The following is a 16999-nucleotide window of genomic DNA, read 5'->3' as shown; positions in this document are numbered from 1 at the left end:
GCCGTATACTCCTGCATTATTTACGCCCGCCGTGCGAGGCCATCTTGGACAAGATCCTGATTCGTGGGGCTAGAACCCACAACCTGAAGAACATCGACCTGACCCTGCCCCGGGACAAACTGATCGTCATCACCGGCTTGTCCGGCTCCGGCAAATCGTCCCTGGCGTTCGACACGCTGTATGCCGAAGGTCAGCGGCGCTATGTGGAATCGCTGTCGGCCTATGCCCGTCAGTTCCTGTCGATGATGGAAAAGCCGGACGTCGACACCATTGAAGGCCTGTCGCCGGCGATTTCCATTGAGCAGAAGTCGACCTCCCACAATCCGCGTTCCACCGTGGGCACCATCACCGAAATCTACGACTACCTGCGCCTGCTGTACGCGCGGGTGGGTATCCCCCGTTGCCCGGACCACGACATTCCGCTGGAAGCCCAGACCGTCAGCCAGATGGTCGACCTGGTACTGGCCCAACCGGAAGGTGCCAAGCTGATGCTGCTGGCACCGGTGATTCGCGAGCGCAAGGGCGAACACCTCTCTGTATTCGAAGAGCTGCGTGCTCAAGGTTTCGTACGTGCGCGTATCAACGGCAAGCTCTATGAGCTGGACGAAGCGCCGAAACTCGACAAGCAGAAGAAGCACTCGATTGATGTCGTGGTCGATCGCTTCAAGGTGCGGGCCGACCTGCAGCAGCGTCTGGCCGAATCGTTCGAGACCGCGTTGAAGCTGGCGGATGGCATTGCCCTGGTGGCACCGATGGATGATGAGCCGGGTGAAGAGATCATCTTCTCCGCGCGCTTTGCCTGCCCGATCTGTGGCCACGCCATCAGCGAGCTGGAGCCCAAGCTGTTCTCCTTCAACAACCCGGCCGGGGCCTGCCCGACCTGCGATGGCCTGGGCGTGAAGCAATTCTTCGACATCAAGCGCCTGGTCAACGGCGACCTGACATTGGCGGAGGGCGCGATACGCGGCTGGGACAGGCGTAACGTCTACTACTTCCAGATGCTCGGGTCGTTGGCGTCCCATTACAAGTTCAGCCTTGAAGTACCTTTCAACCAACTGCCGGCAGACCAGCAGAAAGTCATCCTCAATGGCAGCGGCTCGCAGAACGTCGACTTCAAGTACCTGAACGACCGTGGCGACATCGTCAAGCGCTCCCACCCGTTCGAAGGCATTGTCCCCAACCTGGAACGCCGCTACCGCGAGACCGAATCGGCGAGTGTGCGCGAAGAGCTGGCGAAATTCCTCAGCACCCAACCTTGCCCGGATTGCCGGGGCACTCGCCTGCGTCGTGAGGCGCGGCATGTATGGGTGGGTGAGAAGACGCTGCCGGCGGTGACCAACCTGCCGATCGGCGATGCCTGTGAATACTTTGGTGTGCTAAAGCTCACCGGGCGCCGTGGGGAAATTGCCGACAAGATCCTCAAGGAGATCCGCGAGCGCCTGCAGTTCCTGGTTAACGTTGGCCTGGACTATCTGTCGCTGGATCGCAGCGCAGATACGTTGTCCGGCGGTGAAGCGCAGCGAATTCGCCTGGCCAGCCAGATTGGTGCCGGCCTGGTGGGGGTGTTGTACATCCTCGATGAGCCTTCGATTGGTTTGCACCAGCGGGACAACGATCGCCTGCTGGGCACGCTGAAACACCTGCGGGATATCGGCAATACGGTGATCGTGGTCGAGCACGATGAAGATGCGATTCGCCTGGCGGACTACGTGGTCGATATTGGCCCAGGCGCCGGCGTACATGGAGGACATATTGTCGCCGAGGGCACGCCTGCCGAGGTAATGGCACATCCCGACTCGTTGACCGGCAAGTACCTGTCCGGCCGCGTGAAGATCGCAGTGCCAGCCAAGCGTACACCGCGCAACAAGAAGATGGCGTTGCACCTCAAGGGCGCGCGCGGCAACAACTTGCGCAATGTTGACCTGGAAATACCACTGGGCCTGCTGACCTGCGTGACCGGCGTTTCCGGCTCAGGTAAGTCGACGCTGATCAACAACACGCTGTTCCCCTTGAGTGCCACCGCCTTGAACGGCGCTACCACCCTGGAAGCCGCCGCGCACGACAGCATCAAGGGTCTGGAACACCTGGACAAGGTGGTCGATATCGACCAAAGCCCGATTGGCCGCACACCGCGCTCCAACCCCGCGACCTACACCGGGTTGTTCACGCCTATTCGTGAGCTGTTTGCTGGCGTGCCGGAATCCCGTTCACGGGGCTACGGGCCAGGCCGCTTCTCGTTCAACGTCAAGGGTGGTCGCTGTGAAGCGTGCCAGGGCGATGGTCTGATCAAGGTGGAGATGCACTTCCTCCCGGACATCTACGTGCCGTGCGATGTGTGCAAGAGCAAGCGTTATAACCGCGAAACCCTGGAAATCAAGTACAAGGGCAAGAGCATCCACGAGACCCTGGAGATGACCATCGAGGAAGCCCGTGTGTTCTTCGATGCCGTTCCGGCGTTGGCGCGCAAGCTGCAAACGCTGATGGATGTGGGCCTGTCGTATATCAAGTTGGGGCAGTCGGCGACGACGTTGTCCGGTGGTGAAGCGCAGCGGGTGAAGCTGTCTCGCGAGCTGTCCAAACGCGATACGGGCAAGACCTTGTATATCCTGGATGAGCCGACAACTGGCCTGCACTTTGCGGATATTCAGCAATTGCTGGATGTGTTGCACCGCTTGCGTGATCACGGCAACACCGTGGTGGTGATCGAGCACAACCTGGATGTGATCAAGACGGCCGACTGGCTGGTGGATCTAGGGCCGGAAGGCGGATCCAAGGGCGGCCAGATCATCGCGGTGGGTACGCCGGAGCAGGTCTCCGAGATGCCACAATCGCATACGGGTTACTACTTGAAGCCATTGCTGGCGCGCGACCGGGCCTGATTTATCAGGCCCAATAAAAAGCCCCTGTCACTGCTGAAGTGACAGGGGCTTTTTTGTAGGAAATCAGAACTGCGATTGCAGGTAGTTTTCCAGGCCAATCAGCTTGATCAAGCCCAACTGCTTTTCCAGCCAGTAGGTGTGATCTTCTTCGGTATCGTTCAACTGCACGCGCAGGATTTCCCGCGTGACGAAGTCGCTGTGCTGCTCGCAGAGCTCGATGCCCTTGCAGAGAGCGGCACGCACCTTGTATTCAAGACGAAGATCGGCTGCAAGCATGTCAGGTACGCTGGTACCCACATCCAGATCGTCGGGACGCATACGTGGCGTACCTTCGAGCATCAGGATACGACGCATCAGTGCATCGGCGTGCTGTGCCTCTTCTTCCATTTCGTGGTTGATACGCTCGTAGAGTTCGGTAAAACCCCAGTCTTCGTACATGCGCGAGTGGATGAAATATTGATCACGAGCTGCCAGTTCGCCCGTCAGCAACGTGTTGAGGTAATCGATTACGTCGGGGTGACCTTGCATCGCCCTACATCTCCCTGCTTGAAAGTCTGTAGTTTGAACCATGCTGACTCGGAGGTCACGGGACTAACGGCAGAAAAGTGAAGATTTCCGCAGAAAAGTAGCTGAAATAACGCAAAAACCGCCCAAATGAGGGCGGTTCTGCTTATCGTTTAGAGTCAGTTAAGCGATACACCCAGTGCCTTTGCGATTGCTTCTCCATAAGCAGGATCTGCCTTATAGAAGTGCCGCAGTTGACGCTGGACCACATCACTGGAGACACCGCTCATTGCGCCGGCGATGTTATTGGTGAGCAGTGCTTTCTGCTCATCATTCATCAGGCGGAACAGCGCACCTGCGTGGCTGTAGTAATCGGTGTCTTCGCGATGATCGTAACGATCAGCTGCACCGCTCAAAGCCAACGCTGGCTCGGCGTACTGAGGCGCTTGCTTGGGTGCTTCGGCGTAGCTGTTCGGTTCGTAGTTCGGAGTCGCACCACCATTGCTGCCAAATGCCATTGAGCCATCACGCTGGTAGCTGTTGACCGGGCTGCGCGGAGCATTCACCGGCAATTGCTGGTGGTTGGTACCCACACGGTAGCGGTGAGCATCTGCGTAAGCGAAAACCCGACCTTGGAGCATACGGTCTGGCGACAGGCCAACGCCTGGAACCATGTTGCTTGGGCCAAATGCAGCCTGCTCTACTTCAGCGAAGTAGTTCTGCGGGTTGCGGTTAAGTTCCAGCTCACCCACTTCAATCAACGGGAATTCTTTCTGCGACCAGGTTTTGGTCACATCAAACGGATTCTCGTAATGGGCGTTCGCCTGGGCCTCGGTCATGATCTGGATACAGACCCGCCATTTCGGGAAGTCACCGCGCTCGATCGCACCAAACAGATCCCGCTGGGCGTAATCAGGATCAGTACCGGCCAAACGGGCCGCTTCAGCCGGTGCCAGGTTCTTGATGCCTTGCTTGGTTTTGTAGTGCCACTTCACCCAGTGCCGCTCGCCGCTGGCGTTAATCAAGCTGTAGGTGTGGCTGCCAAAGCCGTGCATATGACGGTAGCCATCGGGAATACCACGGTCCGAAAACAGAATGGTGACCTGGTGCAGCGCCTCTGGAGAGTGCGACCAGAAGTCCCACATCATTTGCGCGCTTTTCAGGTTGCTTTGCGGCAACCGCTTCTGAGTGTGGATGAAATCTGGGAATTTCAGCGGATCGCGTATGAAGAACACCGGTGTGTTGTTACCCACGATGTCCCAATTACCTTCTTCGGTGTAGAACTTCAAGGCGAAACCACGAGGGTCGCGCTCTGTGTCCGCCGACCCACGCTCCCCCCCCACAGTGGAGAAACGCAGGAACGTTGGAGTTTGCTTACCAACGGATTCGAACAATTTGGCGCTGGTGTACTGGGTGATGTCCCGGGTGACCGTGAAGGTCCCGTAGGCACCCGACCCCTTGGCGTGTACGCGACGCTCAGGGATGTTTTCACGGTTGAAATGGGCAAGTTTCTCGATCAGGTGAAAATCGTCAAGAAGCAGCGGGCCGCGCGGGCCGGCTGAACGGGAATTCTGGTTATCCGCAACGGGAGCGCCGCTGGCGGTGGTAAGGATTTTATTCTGGCTCATGCTCAATTTTCCTCAGGTCGGACTTGGAACTGCCGGCTAATCGGCTTGGAGGGAGTATTGACCATCAACATGACACCTACAAATTCATTAAATTGTAAGCTTCAATAGAAAATAACTAACAATACCCCCGCGCACATAGTGCTGAGCGCTATCTGAGGAAGCTTGTACAAATCGCGCTTTTGTTACGCGCACAAAAAACCGGGCACTAGGCCCGGTTCTTCGTTACAGCTTGTCGTCTTACTCGGCGCTTACAGCTTCGCCGGCAGTAGCACGATCAACCAACTCGACGTACGCCATAGGCGCGTTGTCGCCAGCGCGGAAACCGCACTTGAGGATGCGCAGGTAGCCACCCTCACGGGTAGCGTAACGCTTGCCCAGGTCGTTGAAGAGCTTACCAACGATAGCTTTCGAACGAGTACGGTCGAAAGCCAGACGGCGGTTAGCCAGGCTGTCTGTCTTGGCCAAAGTGATCAGCGGCTCAGCAACGCGACGCAGTTCTTTAGCTTTCGGCAGTGTAGTTTTGATCAGCTCGTGCTCGAACAGCGACACCGCCATGTTTTGAAACATGGCCTTGCGGTGCGAGCTGGTACGGCTCAGGTGACGACCACTTTTACGATGACGCATGGTTCATTCCTTACCAAACTCACGTTCGGTGATTACGACGATCAGGCAGTCGCCTTGTCGTCCTTCTTAAGACTTGCAGGCGGCCAGTTGTCGAGGCGCATGCCGAGGGACAGACCGCGGGAGGCCAGAACGTCCTTGATTTCAGTCAAGGATTTCTTGCCCAGGTTCGGAGTCTTCAACAGTTCTACTTCGGTACGCTGAATCAGGTCGCCGATGTAGTAAATGTTTTCCGCCTTAAGGCAGTTAGCCGAACGTACAGTCAGTTCCAGATCGTCAACCGGGCGAAGCAGGATCGGATCGATCTCGTCTTCCTGCTCGATTACCACTGGTTCACTGTCACCTTTGAGGTCGACGAACGCAGCCAACTGCTGTTGCAGAATGGTTGCAGCGCGGCGGATAGCCTCTTCAGGATCCAGAGTACCGTTGGTTTCCAGATCAATAACCAGCTTGTCCAGGTTAGTACGCTGCTCGACACGGGCGTTTTCCACCACGTATGCGATACGGCGAACCGGGCTGAACGAAGAGTCAAGCTGCAAGCGACCAATGCTGCGGCTTTCGTCTTCATCGCTCTGACGCGAGTCGGCCGGTTCATAACCACGACCACGAGCTACGGTGAGCTTCATGTTCAGGGCGCCGTTAGACGCCAGGTTAGCGATTACGTGATCGGGGTTAACGATCTCGACATCATGATCCAGCTGAATATCGGCAGCGGTAACCACCCCCGAACCCTTCTTCGACAAGGTCAGCGTAACTTCGTCACGGCCGTGCAGCTTGATAGCCAGACCTTTAAGGTTCAACAGGATTTCAATTACGTCTTCCTGTACACCTTCGATGGCGCTGTACTCGTGGAGCACACCGTCAATCTCGGCCTCGACTACTGCACAGCCGGGCATTGAGGACAACAGGATGCGGCGCAGCGCGTTGCCCAGGGTGTGGCCAAAACCACGCTCGAGAGGCTCGAGAGTGATCTTGGCGCGGGTTGGACTGACAACCTGCACATCAATGTGGCGGGGTGTCAGGAACTCATTTACCGAAATCTGCATGGATGCACCTATTTTCTAGCCCTTACTTGGAGTAGAGCTCGACAATCAGGCTTTCGTTGATGTCGGCGGACAGATCACTGCGAGCAGGAACGTTCTTGAAAACGCCCGACTTCTTCTCAGTGTCTACTTCTACCCATTCTACGCGGCCACGTTGGGCACACAGATCGAGAGCTTGGACAATGCGAAGTTGGTTTTTTGCTTTCTCGCGAACTGCGACCACGTCACCAGCACGAACCTGGTAGGACGGAACGTTTACGGTCTGACCGTTAACGCTGATCGACTTGTGCGATACCAGCTGACGGGATTCGGCACGAGTCGAACCAAAGCCCATACGGTATACAACGTTGTCCAGACGGCATTCGAGCAGTTGCAGCAGGTTTTCACCGGTTGCACCTTTCTTGCCAGCAGCTTCTTTGTAGTAGCCGCTGAACTGACGCTCGAGAACGCCGTAGATACGGCGGACCTTCTGCTTTTCACGCAGTTGGGTGCCGTAATCGGACTGGCGACCGCGGCGTTGGCCGTGGATACCAGGTGCTGCTTCAATGTTGCACTTCGATTCGATCGCGCGCACGCCGCTCTTCAGGAAGAGATCGGTGCCTTCGCGACGAGCGAGTTTGCATTTTGGACCAATGTAACGAGCCATTCTTTACAATCTCCTGGATTACACGCGGCGCTTCTTCGGCGGACGGCACCCGTTGTGCGGGATTGGCGTCACGTCGGTGATGCTGGCGATCTTATAGCCACAGCCGTTCAAAGCACGGACAGCAGACTCACGACCTGGACCTGGACCTTTGACGTTAACGTCGAGGTTTTTCAGGCCATATTCCAGCGCAGCTTGACCAGCACGTTCAGCAGCTACTTGAGCAGCAAACGGGGTGGACTTGCGGGAACCGCGGAAACCCGAACCACCGGAGGTAGCCCAAGAAAGCGCGTTACCTTGACGGTCGGTGATGGTCACGATGGTGTTGTTAAAAGATGCATGGATGTGGGCGATGCCATCAACCACTGTCTTTTTAACTTTTTTACGAGGACGAGCAGCAGGTTTTGCCATGATAATTTTCCTGTCGATTCGCTGGGGCGATTACTTGCGGATCGGCTTACGCGGACCTTTACGGGTACGCGCGTTAGTCTTGGTACGCTGACCGCGTACTGGAAGACCACGACGATGACGCAGACCGCGATAGCAACCGAGGTCCATCAAACGCTTGATTTTCATGTTGATTTCGCGACGCAGGTCACCTTCAGTGGTGAACTTCGCCACTTCGCCACGCAGCAATTCAATCTGCTCGTCGCTCAGATCCTTGATCTTAGCGGCTGGGTTTACCCCAGCAACTGCGCAAATTTTCTGCGCAGTAGTGCGACCAACACCATAGATGTAGGTCAGCGAGATAACAGTGTGCTTGTTATCTGGAATGTTAACGCCTGCAATACGGGCCATTCAGTGGGACTCCAATTGACAGCTACCTACGCCCCGGAAGCCAAGAAATAGGGCGCGAGATAATATCGCTGTAATAACAAATAATCAACCCGGCAGCGCACTAGCTGCCGGGCTTCAAGCGGATCACACTCAGCCTTGGCGCTGTTTGTGACGCGGTTCCGCGCTGCAAATTACTCGAACAACACCTTCGCGGCGAATAATCTTGCAGTTACGGCACAGCTTTTTCACCGATGCACGAACTTTCATCACCAACTCCTCGAACCTTATGGGTACTCAGCGCAACATGCCGCTGCCGTAACCCTTCAGGTTGGCTTTCTTCATCAGGGATTCGTACTGGTGCGAAACGAGGTGCGATTGTACTTGGGACATGAAGTCCATCACAACCACGACCACGATCAGCAACGAGGTCCCGCCAAGGTAGAACGGAACGTTTGCTGCAACCACCAGGAACTGGGGCAACAAGCACACGGCCGTCATATATAGAGCACCGAACAGGGTCAAACGAGTCAGAACGCCATCAATGTAGCGTGCTGACTGCTCACCTGGACGAATACCCGGAATAAAGGCACCGGACTTCTTCAGGTTTTCCGCTACGTCTTTCGGATTGAACATCAACGCCGTATAGAAGAAGCAGAAGAAAATAATCCCTGCACTAAACAGCAGAATATTCAACGGCTGACCAGGAGCGATCGACTGAGAGAGGTCCTGCAGCCAGCCCATATTTTCAGACTGACCAAACCAGGTACCCAACGAAGCCGGAAACAGCAAAATGCTGCTCGCGAAAATTGCCGGAATAACACCGGCCATATTCACTTTCAGCGGCAAGTGGCTGGTCTGCGCAGCAAAAACCTTACGGCCCTGCTGACGCTTGGCGTAGTGAACAGCAATACGACGCTGGCCACGCTCAATGAACACCACAAAACCGATAATCGCTACTGCCAGCAAACCGATGGCAACCAGGGCGAAGATATTGATATCACCCTGACGTGCAGACTCGAAAGACTGCCCGATTGCTCTCGGAAGACCGGCGACGATACCTGCGAAAATCAACATCGAGATACCGTTACCAACACCACGCTCAGTAATCTGCTCACCCAGCCACATCATGAACATCGCACCAGCCACAAACGTGGATACCGCGACGAAATGGAAGCCAAAGTCACCAGTGAACGCAACACCCTGCCCCGCCAGGCCAACGGACATGCCGATAGCCTGAACCAGGGCGAGGATGACAGTGCCGTAGCGGGTGTACTGGCTAATCTTGCGACGGCCAGCTTCACCTTCCTTCTTCAACTGCTCCAGCTGCGGGCTGACGGCGGTCATCAGCTGCATGATGATCGATGCCGAGATGTACGGCATGATCCCCAGTGCAAAAATGCTCATCCGTTCCAGCGCGCCGCCAGAAAACATGTTGAACAAGCTAAGAATGGTCCCCTCATTCTGTCGAAACAGGTCTGCGAGTCGGTCCGGGTTGATACCTGGAACCGGGATGTGTGCGCCTATTCGGTAGACGATAATCGCCAGGAACAGAAAACGCAGACGAGCCCAAAGTTCAGACATACCGCCTTTGCCGAGCGCTGAGAGAGCACCTTGCTTAGCCATTTATTCCTCGAACTTGCCGCCAGCTGCTTCGATAGCCGAACGCGCACCTTTGGTGGCGCCGATTCCCTTACCGATAGTGACAGCGCGAGTCACTTCACCGGACAGCATGATTTTCACACGCTGTACGTTGACGTTGATCACGTTGGCATCTTTCAGGGTCTGCACAGTAACGATGTCGCCTTCCACTTTAGCCAGCTCGGACAGACGCACTTCTGCGCGGTCCATGGCCTTCAGGGAAACGAAGCCGAACTTAGGCAGGCGACGATGCAGCGGCTGTTGACCGCCTTCAAAGCCTGGAGCAATGGTGCCACCGGAGCGGGAGGTTTGACCTTTGTGGCCGCGGCCACCAGTCTTACCCAAACCGCTACCGATACCACGGCCCGGACGATGCTTTTCGCGACGGGAACCCGGCGCTGGACTCAGATCATTGAGTTTCATCGATTAACCCTCGACACGCAGCATGTAGTAAGCCTTGTTGATCATCCCGCGATTCTCGGGAGTATCCTGGACTTCTACAGTGTGACCGATGCGACGCAGACCCAAACCCTTAACGCACAATTTGTGGTTAGGGATGCGGCCGGTCATGCTTTTGATCAGCGTTACTTTAACGGTAGCCATGATCAGAAGATCTCCTTGACGCTTTTGCCACGCTTGGCGGCAATGGATTCAGGAGATTGCATAGCTTTCAAACCCTTGAAAGTGGCGTGAACCACGTTTACCGGGTTAGTCGAGCCATAGCACTTGGCCAGAACGTTCTGAACACCAGCAACCTCGAGGACAGCACGCATAGCGCCGCCAGCGATGATACCGGTACCTTCAGAAGCAGGCTGCATGTATACCTTCGAAGCGCCATGAGCGGACTTCATTGCGTACTGCAGCGTGGTGCCGTTCAGATCAACTTGGATCATGTTGCGACGAGCAGCTTCCATTGCCTTCTGGATCGCAGCAGGCACTTCACGTGACTTGCCACGGCCGAAGCCAACACGCCCTTTACCATCACCCACCACGGTCAACGCGGTGAAAGTGAAGATACGGCCGCCTTTAACGGTTTTGGCTACGCGGTTAACTTGAACCAGCTTCTCAATGTAGCCTTCGTCGCGCTTTTGGTCGTTATTTGACATAACTTAGAACTCCAGCCCAGCTTCACGAGCAGCATCAGCCAGCGCTTTAACGCGGCCGTGGTACTTGAAGCCAGAGCGGTCGAAAGCCACTTGCGAGACGCCAGCGGCCTTAGCACGCGTAGCGACCAGCTGGCCAACCTTTGTGGCCGCGTCGATGTTGCCAGTGGCACCATCACGCAGTTCTTTATCCAAAGTCGAGGCGCTGGCCAGGACTTTGTTGCCGTCGGCCGAGATGACCTGGGCGTAGATGTGCTGCGACGAGCGGAACACGCAGAGACGCACGACTTCGAGTTCGTGCATTTTCAGGCGTGCTTTGCGAGCGCGACGCAGTCGAGTAACTTTTTTGTCGGTCATTTGCTATGCCCTACTTCTTCTTGGCTTCTTTACGACGGACGACTTCGTCCGCGTAGCGCACACCTTTGCCTTTGTACGGCTCTGGTGGACGGAAGTCGCGGATCTCAGCAGCCACTTGACCTACCAGTTGCTTATCGATGCCCTTGATCAGGATATCGGTCTGGCTAGGAGTCTCAGCGGTGATGCCTTCCGGCAGTTCGTAATCCACTGGGTGCGAGAAGCCAAGGGCCAGGTTCAAAACCGTGCCTTTTGCTTGCGCTTTGTAACCAACACCGACCAGCTGGAGCTTACGCTCGAAGCCTTGGCTTACGCCTTGGACCATGTTGTTTACCAACGCACGCGTGGTACCAGCCATTGCGCGAGTTTGTTGATCGCCATTGCGAGCAGCGAAACGCAGCTCACCAGCTTCTTCAACGATCTCAACGGACGAATGGATATTCAGTTCAAGAGTGCCCTTGGCACCCTTCACCGAAAGCTGTTGGCCTGCGAATTTGACTTCGACACCGGCTGGCAGCTTAACGGGGTTCTTAGCGACGCGAGACATGCTTATCCCCCCTTAGAACACAGTGCAAAGAACTTCGCCGCCGACACCGGCAGCGCGCGCAGCACGATCCGTCATCACACCTTTGTTGGTGGAGACGATAGACACGCCCAGACCGCCACGAACTTTCGGCAGATCTTCAGCGGACTTGTACTGACGCAGGCCTGGACGGCTAACGCGCTTCACTTCCTCGATGACCGAACGGCCTTCGAAGTACTTCAGCTCGATGGACAGCAGTGGTTTGATTTCGCTGCTGATCTGATAACCCGCAATGTAGCCTTCGTCTTTCAGGACTTTGGCAACAGCAACCTTCAACTTGGAAGATGGCATGCTTACGACGGACTTTTCAGCCATCTGGGCATTACGGATACGAGTTAGCATGTCCGCTAACGGGTCCTGCATACTCATGGGCTAGACGCTCCTAATACAAAAAAATTAGCCTTGCGGCTACATATGTCGCTGAGAATCTCCGGGTAAAAAACACGGGCTCAGGCGAGCCGCGTATTTTAGACACACTCCGGAAATGAAACAAGCCCCAAAAGGGGCTTGTTCCAGATTCAGGGTCACCGGCGGTCAGTATCTTTCGATTCGGACCACCTGGACGCTGAAAGTACTTACCAGCTGGCTTTAACCAGACCTGGTACGTCGCCACGCATTGCCGCTTCACGCAGTTTGTTACGGCCGAGGCCGAACTTGCGGTAAACGCCGTGTGGACGACCGGTCAGGCGGCAGCGGTTACGCATGCGCGAAGCGCTTGCGTCACGTGGCTGCTTCTGCAGGGCAACTGTAGCTTCCCAACGCGCTTCTGGACTTGCGTTCAGATCAACGATGATTGCTTTCAGTGCTGCACGCTTCTTGGCGTACTTGGCAACCGTGAGCTGACGCTTCAGCTCGCGGTTTTTCATGCTCATCTTGGCCATGGTCCTACTCCAATCAGTTGCGGAACGGGAATTTGAAAGCACGCAACAGGGCGCGACCTTCATCATCGTTCTTGGCAGTGGTGGTCAGGGTGATGTCCAGACCGCGGAGAGCATCGATCTTGTCGTAGTCGATTTCCGGGAAGATGATCTGCTCTTTCACGCCCATGCTGTAGTTACCACGACCATCGAAGGACTTGGCATTCAGGCCGCGGAAGTCGCGAACCCGAGGCAGGGAGATCGACAGCAGACGATCCAGGAATTCGTACATACGCTCACGGCGCAGAGTCACTTTGACGCCGATCGGCCAACCTTCACGGACTTTAAAGCCAGCGATGGATTTGCGAGCGTAGGTCACAACGACTTTCTGGCCGGTGATCTTTTCCAGGTCAGCAACAGCGTGCTCGATGACTTTTTTGTCACCGATCGCTTCGCCCAGACCCATGTTCAGGGTGATTTTGGTAACGCGCGGAACTTCCATCACGTTCCCAAGCTTAAGTTCTTCCTTAAGCTTAGGGGCGATTTCCTTCCGGTAAATCTCTTGTAGTCGTGCCATGGTCTAATCTACCTAGCAGTGTTCAAGCATCAACCGCTTTTTGGGTCGACTTGAAGACACGAATTTTCTTACCGTCTTCTACTTTGAAACCAACGCGGTCAGCCTTGTTGGTTTCGCCGTTGAAGATGGCGACGTTAGAAGCGTCCAGCGGAGCTTCTTTCTCGACGATACCGCCCTGCACGCCCGACATCGGGTTAGGCTTGGTATGACGCTTGACCAGGTTCAGACCACCGATAACCAGACGGTTATTAGCGAGAACCTTAAGCACCTTACCGCGCTTACCTTTGTCTTTGCCGGCGATCACGATGATCTCGTCGTCACGACGAATCTTTTGCATGTCGGATCTCCTTACAGCACTTCTGGGGCGAGCGAGACGATCTTCATGAACTTCTCAGTACGAAGTTCACGGGTCACTGGCCCAAAGATACGGGTGCCGATCGGCTCTTGCTTGTTGTTCAGAAGAACAGCAGCGTTGCCATCAAAGCGGATAATGGAGCCATCTGCACGACGTACGCCGTGACGAGTGCGGACTACAACAGCAGTCATCACTTGGCCTTTTTTCACTTTACCGCGAGGAATTGCTTCCTTGACGGTAACTTTGATGATGTCACCGATACCAGCGTAACGACGATGGGAGCCACCCAGCACCTTGATGCACATAACACGGCGAGCGCCGCTGTTATCGGCCACATCGAGCATGGATTGAGTCTGAATCATATAATTTCTCCGACCCCTAGTCCTTAGACTTCCACAGCGCGTTCGAGAACATCAACCAATGCCCAAGACTTGGTCTTGGCCAGCGGACGAGTTTCACGAATAGTGACTTTGTCGCCGATGTGGCACTGGTTGGTTTCGTCGTGCGCGTGCAGCTTAGTCGAACGCTTAACATATTTACCGTAGATCGGGTGCTTAACGCGACGCTCGATCAAAACGGTGATGGTTTTGTCCATCTTGTCGCTGACAACACGGCCAGTCAGCGTACGGACAGTCTTTTCGGCTTCAGCCATGATCACTTACCTGCCTGCTGGTTGAGCACAGTCTTCACGCGAGCGATGTCACGCTTAACTTGCGAGAGCAGATGAGACTGCCCCAACTGGCCAGTTGCTTTCTGCATGCGCAGATTGAACTGGTCGCGCAGCAGGCCGAGCAGTTGCTCGTTCAGCTGCTGTGCGGATTTTTCACGAAGTTCATTCGCTTTCATCACATCACCGTCCGTTTAACAAAGGCGGTGGCGAGCGGCAGCTTTGCAGCAGCCAGGGCAAAAGCCTCACGCGCCAGCTCTTCAGTTACACCCTCGATTTCATACAGGACTTTGCCTGGCTGAATCTGGGCTACCCAGTATTCCACGTTACCCTTACCTTTACCCATCCGAACCTCGAGAGGCTTTTTGGAGATCGGCTTGTCCGGGAATACACGGATCCAGATCTTGCCGCCACGTTTAACGTGACGGGTCAGTGCACGACGCGCTGACTCGATCTGACGAGCGGTGAGACGACCACGAGCTACAGACTTCAGCGCGAACTCGCCGAAGCTGACTTTGCTACCGCGCTGAGCCAGACCACGGTTGTGGCCTGTCATCTGCTTGCGGAACTTCGTACGCTTTGGTTGCAACATTTGGCGTACCCCTTACTTAGCAGCTTTTTTACGAGGCGCTGGTGCTTGTGGTTTCAGTTCTTCTTGGCGACCACCAATTACTTCGCCTTTGAAGATCCAAACCTTTACACCGATCACACCGTAAGTGGTGTGAGCTTCGTAGTTGGCATAGTCGATGTCGGCACGCAGGGTGTGCAGTGGCACACGACCTTCGCGATACCATTCAGTACGTGCGATTTCAGCACCGCCGAGACGACCGCTCACTTGGATTTTGATGCCTTTGGCACCAATGCGCATGGCGTTCTGTACGGCGCGCTTCATAGCGCGACGGAACATTACGCGACGCTCCAGCTGCTGAGCTACGCTCTGCGCAACCAGCATACCGTCGAGCTCCGGCTTGCGGATCTCTTCGATATTGATGTGCACAGGCACACCCATTTGCTTGGTCAGGTCCTGACGCAGTTTCTCAACATCTTCACCTTTCTTCCCGATAACGATACCTGGACGAGCGGTGTGGATGGTGATACGTGCAGTTTGCGCCGGACGATGGATATCGATACGGCTTACGGACGCGCTTTTTAGTTTGTCTTGGAGATACTCACGCACCTTCAGATCAGCGAACAAATAGTCCGCATAAGTCCGACCGTCTGCGTACCAGACGGAGGTGTGCTCCTTGACGATTCCCAGGCGAATGCCAATGGGATGTACTTTCTGACCCATCTCTTCGACTCCGTTACTTGTCAGCAACCTTGACAGTGATATGGCAAGACCGCTTGACGATGCGATCAGCACGGCCTTTGGCACGTGGCATGATGCGCTTCAGCGAACGCCCTTCGTTGACGAAAACGGTGCTGACCTTCAGGTCATCAACGTCTGCGCCTTCGTTATGCTCGGCGTTGGCTACGGCCGACTCCAGCACTTTCTTCATGATCTCGGCGGCTTTCTTACTGCTGAAAGCCAACAGGTTGAGCGCTTCGCCCACCTTCTTCCCGCGGATCTGGTCGGCGACCAAGCGGGCTTTCTGGGCGGAGATTCGAGCGCCCGACAACTTAGCGGCTACTTCCATTTCCTTACCCCTTAACGCTTGGCTTTCTTGTCTGCCACGTGCCCACGATAAGTGCGGGTACCGGCAAACTCGCCTAGTTTGTGGCCGACCATGTCTTCGTTAACGAGAACTGGGACGTGCAGACGACCGTTGTGTACAGCGATGGTCAGACCGACCATTTGTGGCAGGATCATCGAACGACGCGACCAGGTCTTAACTGGTTTGCGATCGTTCTTTTCCGCCGCCACTTCGATCTTCTTCAGTAGGTGAAGATCAATAAAAGGACCTTTTTTCAGAGAACGTGGCACTGTCGTATCCCTCTATTTACTTGCGACGACGGACGATCATTTTGTCGGTACGCTTATTACCACGAGTCTTCGCGCCCTTAGTCGGGAAGCCCCATGGCGATACCGGATGACGACCACCAGAGGTACGACCTTCACCACCACCGTGTGGGTGGTCAACCGGGTTCATGGCAACACCACGAACGGTTGGGCGAACGCCACGCCAGCGTTTGGCACCAGCTTTACCCAGCGAACGCAGGCTGTGCTCGGAGTTCGAGACTTCACCCAGGGTCGCACGGCATTCAGCCAGCACTTTACGCATCTCACCAGAACGCAGACGCAGGGTCACGTAGACACCTTCACGAGCGATCAGCTGAGCCGAAGCACCAGCGGAACGAGCGATTTGCGCGCCTTTACCTGGCTTCAATTCGATGCCGTGTACGGTGCTACCAACTGGAATGTTACGCAGTTGCAGAGCGTTGCCCGGCTTGATCGGTGCCAGGGCACCTGCGATCAGCTGGTCGCCAGCACTCACGCCTTTAGGCGCGATGATGTAGCGACGCTCGCCATCTGCGTACAGCAGCAGAGCGATGTGAGCAGTACGGTTTGGATCGTATTCGATACGCTCGACAGTGGCAGCGATGCCATCTTTGTCGTTGCGACGGAAGTCGACCAGACGATAATGCTGCTTATGGCCACCACCAATGTGACGAGTGGTAATACGACCATTGTTGTTACGACCACCAGTCTTCGATTTCTTCTCGAGCAGCGGTGCGTGAGGAGCGCCTTTATGCAGCTCCTGGTTGACCACCTTGACCACAAAACGGCGGCCAGGGGAAGTCGGTTTGCATTTAACGATTGCCATGATGC

Annotated in this window: 27 protein-coding genes; 1 reads left to right on the top strand and 26 read right to left on the bottom strand. The window is 55.5% G+C overall.

Annotated elements, in window-relative coordinates; translation table 11 throughout:
• Positions 1 to 44 precede the first annotated feature (44 nt).
• Positions 45 to 2879, top strand: coding sequence for an excinuclease ABC subunit UvrA (gene uvrA, locus PspCFBP13509_RS09945; RefSeq protein ID WP_065925355.1), 2835 nt, complete (start codon positions 45 to 47; stop codon positions 2877 to 2879).
• A gap of 63 nt (positions 2880 to 2942) precedes the next feature.
• Here uvrA and bfr read toward each other — a convergent pair whose 3' ends face one another.
• From bfr to rplB, 26 genes are all read right to left on the bottom strand, one after another.
• Complete coding sequence (gene bfr, locus PspCFBP13509_RS09940; RefSeq protein ID WP_017525959.1) at positions 2943 to 3407, bottom strand: bacterioferritin; 465 nt, start codon at positions 3405 to 3407, stop codon at positions 2943 to 2945.
• A gap of 155 nt (positions 3408 to 3562) precedes the next feature.
• Positions 3563 to 5011 carry a catalase gene (locus tag PspCFBP13509_RS09935; protein WP_137211973.1) on the bottom strand — a complete coding sequence of 483 codons (1449 nt, stop codon included), beginning with the start codon at positions 5009 to 5011 and terminating at the stop codon, positions 3563 to 3565.
• Positions 5012 to 5248: 237 nt separating this feature from the next.
• On the bottom strand, positions 5249 to 5635 hold the full coding sequence (gene rplQ / locus PspCFBP13509_RS09930; RefSeq protein WP_003176402.1) for a 50S ribosomal protein L17: 387 nt from the start codon (positions 5633 to 5635) through the stop codon (positions 5249 to 5251).
• 41 nt (positions 5636 to 5676) lie between these two features.
• Positions 5677 to 6678 carry a DNA-directed RNA polymerase subunit alpha gene (locus PspCFBP13509_RS09925; RefSeq protein ID WP_003176403.1) on the bottom strand — a complete coding sequence of 334 codons (1002 nt, stop codon included), beginning with the start codon at positions 6676 to 6678 and terminating at the stop codon, positions 5677 to 5679.
• 22 nt (positions 6679 to 6700) lie between these two features.
• Positions 6701 to 7321, bottom strand: a complete 621-nt coding sequence (rpsD, locus tag PspCFBP13509_RS09920) for a 30S ribosomal protein S4 (protein WP_003176404.1) — start codon at positions 7319 to 7321, stop codon at positions 6701 to 6703.
• Positions 7322 to 7339: 18 nt separating this feature from the next.
• A complete protein-coding gene (gene rpsK, locus PspCFBP13509_RS09915) occupies positions 7340 to 7729 on the bottom strand; it encodes a 30S ribosomal protein S11 (RefSeq protein WP_002555466.1) in 390 nt (129 codons plus the stop codon).
• Between the two features lie 30 nt (positions 7730 to 7759).
• Positions 7760 to 8116, bottom strand: a complete 357-nt coding sequence (rpsM, locus tag PspCFBP13509_RS09910) for a 30S ribosomal protein S13 (protein WP_024077676.1) — start codon at positions 8114 to 8116, stop codon at positions 7760 to 7762.
• A gap of 129 nt (positions 8117 to 8245) precedes the next feature.
• Positions 8246 to 8362, bottom strand: coding sequence for a 50S ribosomal protein L36 (gene rpmJ / locus PspCFBP13509_RS09905; protein WP_002555468.1), 117 nt, complete (start codon positions 8360 to 8362; stop codon positions 8246 to 8248).
• A gap of 27 nt (positions 8363 to 8389) precedes the next feature.
• On the bottom strand, positions 8390 to 9718 hold the full coding sequence (gene secY, locus PspCFBP13509_RS09900; RefSeq protein WP_003176406.1) for a preprotein translocase subunit SecY: 1329 nt from the start codon (positions 9716 to 9718) through the stop codon (positions 8390 to 8392).
• On the bottom strand, positions 9719 to 10156 hold the full coding sequence (rplO, locus tag PspCFBP13509_RS09895; protein ID WP_003176407.1) for a 50S ribosomal protein L15: 438 nt from the start codon (positions 10154 to 10156) through the stop codon (positions 9719 to 9721).
• A 3-nt stretch (positions 10157 to 10159) separates the two neighbouring features.
• On the bottom strand, positions 10160 to 10336 hold the full coding sequence (rpmD, locus tag PspCFBP13509_RS09890; protein ID WP_003176408.1) for a 50S ribosomal protein L30: 177 nt from the start codon (positions 10334 to 10336) through the stop codon (positions 10160 to 10162).
• A 2-nt stretch (positions 10337 to 10338) separates the two neighbouring features.
• On the bottom strand, positions 10339 to 10839 hold the full coding sequence (gene rpsE, locus PspCFBP13509_RS09885) for a 30S ribosomal protein S5 (protein WP_003186035.1): 501 nt from the start codon (positions 10837 to 10839) through the stop codon (positions 10339 to 10341).
• 3 nt (positions 10840 to 10842) lie between these two features.
• Positions 10843 to 11193, bottom strand: a complete 351-nt coding sequence (gene rplR, locus PspCFBP13509_RS09880; protein WP_003186037.1) for a 50S ribosomal protein L18 — start codon at positions 11191 to 11193, stop codon at positions 10843 to 10845.
• Between the two features lie 10 nt (positions 11194 to 11203).
• Positions 11204 to 11737, bottom strand: coding sequence for a 50S ribosomal protein L6 (rplF, locus tag PspCFBP13509_RS09875; protein WP_003176412.1), 534 nt, complete (start codon positions 11735 to 11737; stop codon positions 11204 to 11206).
• A 12-nt stretch (positions 11738 to 11749) separates the two neighbouring features.
• On the bottom strand, positions 11750 to 12142 hold the full coding sequence (rpsH, locus tag PspCFBP13509_RS09870; RefSeq protein WP_003176413.1) for a 30S ribosomal protein S8: 393 nt from the start codon (positions 12140 to 12142) through the stop codon (positions 11750 to 11752).
• Between the two features lie 206 nt (positions 12143 to 12348).
• The gene (gene rpsN, locus PspCFBP13509_RS09865; RefSeq protein ID WP_003176414.1) at positions 12349 to 12654 is read right to left on the bottom strand and encodes a 30S ribosomal protein S14; all 306 of its coding nucleotides are present in this window, start codon (positions 12652 to 12654) and stop codon (positions 12349 to 12351) included.
• 13 nt (positions 12655 to 12667) lie between these two features.
• On the bottom strand, positions 12668 to 13207 hold the full coding sequence (gene rplE, locus PspCFBP13509_RS09860; protein ID WP_003194642.1) for a 50S ribosomal protein L5: 540 nt from the start codon (positions 13205 to 13207) through the stop codon (positions 12668 to 12670).
• A gap of 22 nt (positions 13208 to 13229) precedes the next feature.
• Positions 13230 to 13544: a 50S ribosomal protein L24 gene (gene rplX, locus PspCFBP13509_RS09855; RefSeq protein WP_003176416.1), complete on the bottom strand. Its 315-nt coding sequence runs from the start codon at positions 13542 to 13544 to the stop codon at positions 13230 to 13232.
• A gap of 11 nt (positions 13545 to 13555) precedes the next feature.
• Positions 13556 to 13924, bottom strand: a complete 369-nt coding sequence (gene rplN, locus PspCFBP13509_RS09850; RefSeq protein WP_002555479.1) for a 50S ribosomal protein L14 — start codon at positions 13922 to 13924, stop codon at positions 13556 to 13558.
• Positions 13925 to 13947: 23 nt separating this feature from the next.
• Complete coding sequence (rpsQ, locus tag PspCFBP13509_RS09845) at positions 13948 to 14214, bottom strand: 30S ribosomal protein S17 (RefSeq protein WP_003176419.1); 267 nt, start codon at positions 14212 to 14214, stop codon at positions 13948 to 13950.
• 2 nt (positions 14215 to 14216) lie between these two features.
• Entirely contained in the window at positions 14217 to 14408 is a 192-nt protein-coding gene (gene rpmC / locus PspCFBP13509_RS09840) for a 50S ribosomal protein L29 (RefSeq protein ID WP_002555481.1), read from the bottom strand.
• Positions 14408 to 14821: a 50S ribosomal protein L16 gene (gene rplP / locus PspCFBP13509_RS09835; protein ID WP_003232424.1), complete on the bottom strand. Its 414-nt coding sequence runs from the start codon at positions 14819 to 14821 to the stop codon at positions 14408 to 14410. Before rplP ends, rpmC begins: the two co-directional genes overlap by 1 nt.
• A gap of 12 nt (positions 14822 to 14833) precedes the next feature.
• Positions 14834 to 15520 carry a 30S ribosomal protein S3 gene (gene rpsC, locus PspCFBP13509_RS09830; protein ID WP_003176422.1) on the bottom strand — a complete coding sequence of 229 codons (687 nt, stop codon included), beginning with the start codon at positions 15518 to 15520 and terminating at the stop codon, positions 14834 to 14836.
• Between the two features lie 13 nt (positions 15521 to 15533).
• Positions 15534 to 15866 carry a 50S ribosomal protein L22 gene (gene rplV, locus PspCFBP13509_RS09825; RefSeq protein WP_003103908.1) on the bottom strand — a complete coding sequence of 111 codons (333 nt, stop codon included), beginning with the start codon at positions 15864 to 15866 and terminating at the stop codon, positions 15534 to 15536.
• Positions 15867 to 15877: 11 nt separating this feature from the next.
• Positions 15878 to 16153 carry a 30S ribosomal protein S19 gene (rpsS, locus tag PspCFBP13509_RS09820; RefSeq protein WP_003232420.1) on the bottom strand — a complete coding sequence of 92 codons (276 nt, stop codon included), beginning with the start codon at positions 16151 to 16153 and terminating at the stop codon, positions 15878 to 15880.
• Between the two features lie 16 nt (positions 16154 to 16169).
• Complete coding sequence (gene rplB / locus PspCFBP13509_RS09815) at positions 16170 to 16994, bottom strand: 50S ribosomal protein L2 (RefSeq protein WP_003210080.1); 825 nt, start codon at positions 16992 to 16994, stop codon at positions 16170 to 16172.
• Positions 16995 to 16999: the final 5 nt, after the last annotated feature.

This window comes from Pseudomonas sp. CFBP13509, assembly GCF_005233485.1.
GTDB lineage: Bacteria > Pseudomonadota > Gammaproteobacteria > Pseudomonadales > Pseudomonadaceae > Aquipseudomonas > Aquipseudomonas marginalis.
The sequence above is the reverse complement of the archived record's forward strand: the minus strand, read 5'-3'. Positions and strand labels throughout refer to the sequence as shown.

Bases quoted from the DNA above. Each gene is read 5' to 3' on its own strand.
- rpmJ (WP_002555468.1), bottom strand. From the start codon at position 8,362: ATGAAAGTTCGTGCATCGGTGAAAAAGCTGTGCCGTAACTGCAAGATT.
- rplV (WP_003103908.1), bottom strand. From the start codon at position 15,866: ATGGAAGTAGCCGCTAAGTTGTCGGGCGCTCGAATCTCCGCCCAGAAA.
- rplN (WP_002555479.1), bottom strand. From the start codon at position 13,924: ATGATTCAGACTCAATCCATGCTCGATGTGGCCGATAACAGCGGCGCT.
- PspCFBP13509_RS09935 (WP_137211973.1), bottom strand. From the start codon at position 5,011: ATGAGCCAGAATAAAATCCTTACCACCGCCAGCGGCGCTCCCGTTGCG.
- PspCFBP13509_RS09925 (WP_003176403.1), bottom strand. From the start codon at position 6,678: ATGCAGATTTCGGTAAATGAGTTCCTGACACCCCGCCACATTGATGTG.
- rplR (WP_003186037.1), bottom strand. From the start codon at position 11,193: ATGACCGACAAAAAAGTTACTCGACTGCGTCGCGCTCGCAAAGCACGC.
- rpsM (WP_024077676.1), bottom strand. From the start codon at position 8,116: ATGGCCCGTATTGCAGGCGTTAACATTCCAGATAACAAGCACACTGTT.
- rpsE (WP_003186035.1), bottom strand. From the start codon at position 10,839: ATGTCAAATAACGACCAAAAGCGCGACGAAGGCTACATTGAGAAGCTG.
- rpsC (WP_003176422.1), bottom strand. From the start codon at position 15,520: ATGGGTCAGAAAGTACATCCCATTGGCATTCGCCTGGGAATCGTCAAG.
- rpsN (WP_003176414.1), bottom strand. From the start codon at position 12,654: ATGGCCAAGATGAGCATGAAAAACCGCGAGCTGAAGCGTCAGCTCACG.
- rplO (WP_003176407.1), bottom strand. From the start codon at position 10,156: ATGAAACTCAATGATCTGAGTCCAGCGCCGGGTTCCCGTCGCGAAAAG.
- rpsK (WP_002555466.1), bottom strand. From the start codon at position 7,729: ATGGCAAAACCTGCTGCTCGTCCTCGTAAAAAAGTTAAAAAGACAGTG.
- rpsD (WP_003176404.1), bottom strand. From the start codon at position 7,321: ATGGCTCGTTACATTGGTCCAAAATGCAAACTCGCTCGTCGCGAAGGC.
- rplQ (WP_003176402.1), bottom strand. From the start codon at position 5,635: ATGCGTCATCGTAAAAGTGGTCGTCACCTGAGCCGTACCAGCTCGCAC.
- rplB (WP_003210080.1), bottom strand. From the start codon at position 16,994: ATGGCAATCGTTAAATGCAAACCGACTTCCCCTGGCCGCCGTTTTGTG.
- rplF (WP_003176412.1), bottom strand. From the start codon at position 11,737: ATGTCTCGCGTCGCTAAGAACCCCGTTAAGCTGCCAGCCGGTGTCGAA.
- rplE (WP_003194642.1), bottom strand. From the start codon at position 13,207: ATGGCACGACTACAAGAGATTTACCGGAAGGAAATCGCCCCTAAGCTT.
- rpsH (WP_003176413.1), bottom strand. From the start codon at position 12,142: ATGAGTATGCAGGACCCGTTAGCGGACATGCTAACTCGTATCCGTAAT.
- rpmD (WP_003176408.1), bottom strand. From the start codon at position 10,336: ATGGCTACCGTTAAAGTAACGCTGATCAAAAGCATGACCGGCCGCATC.
- rplX (WP_003176416.1), bottom strand. From the start codon at position 13,544: ATGCAAAAGATTCGTCGTGACGACGAGATCATCGTGATCGCCGGCAAA.
- rpmC (WP_002555481.1), bottom strand. From the start codon at position 14,408: ATGAAAGCGAATGAACTTCGTGAAAAATCCGCACAGCAGCTGAACGAG.
- rplP (WP_003232424.1), bottom strand. From the start codon at position 14,821: ATGTTGCAACCAAAGCGTACGAAGTTCCGCAAGCAGATGACAGGCCAC.
- secY (WP_003176406.1), bottom strand. From the start codon at position 9,718: ATGGCTAAGCAAGGTGCTCTCTCAGCGCTCGGCAAAGGCGGTATGTCT.
- bfr (WP_017525959.1), bottom strand. From the start codon at position 3,407: ATGCAAGGTCACCCCGACGTAATCGATTACCTCAACACGTTGCTGACG.
- rpsQ (WP_003176419.1), bottom strand. From the start codon at position 14,214: ATGGCTGAAGCCGAAAAGACTGTCCGTACGCTGACTGGCCGTGTTGTC.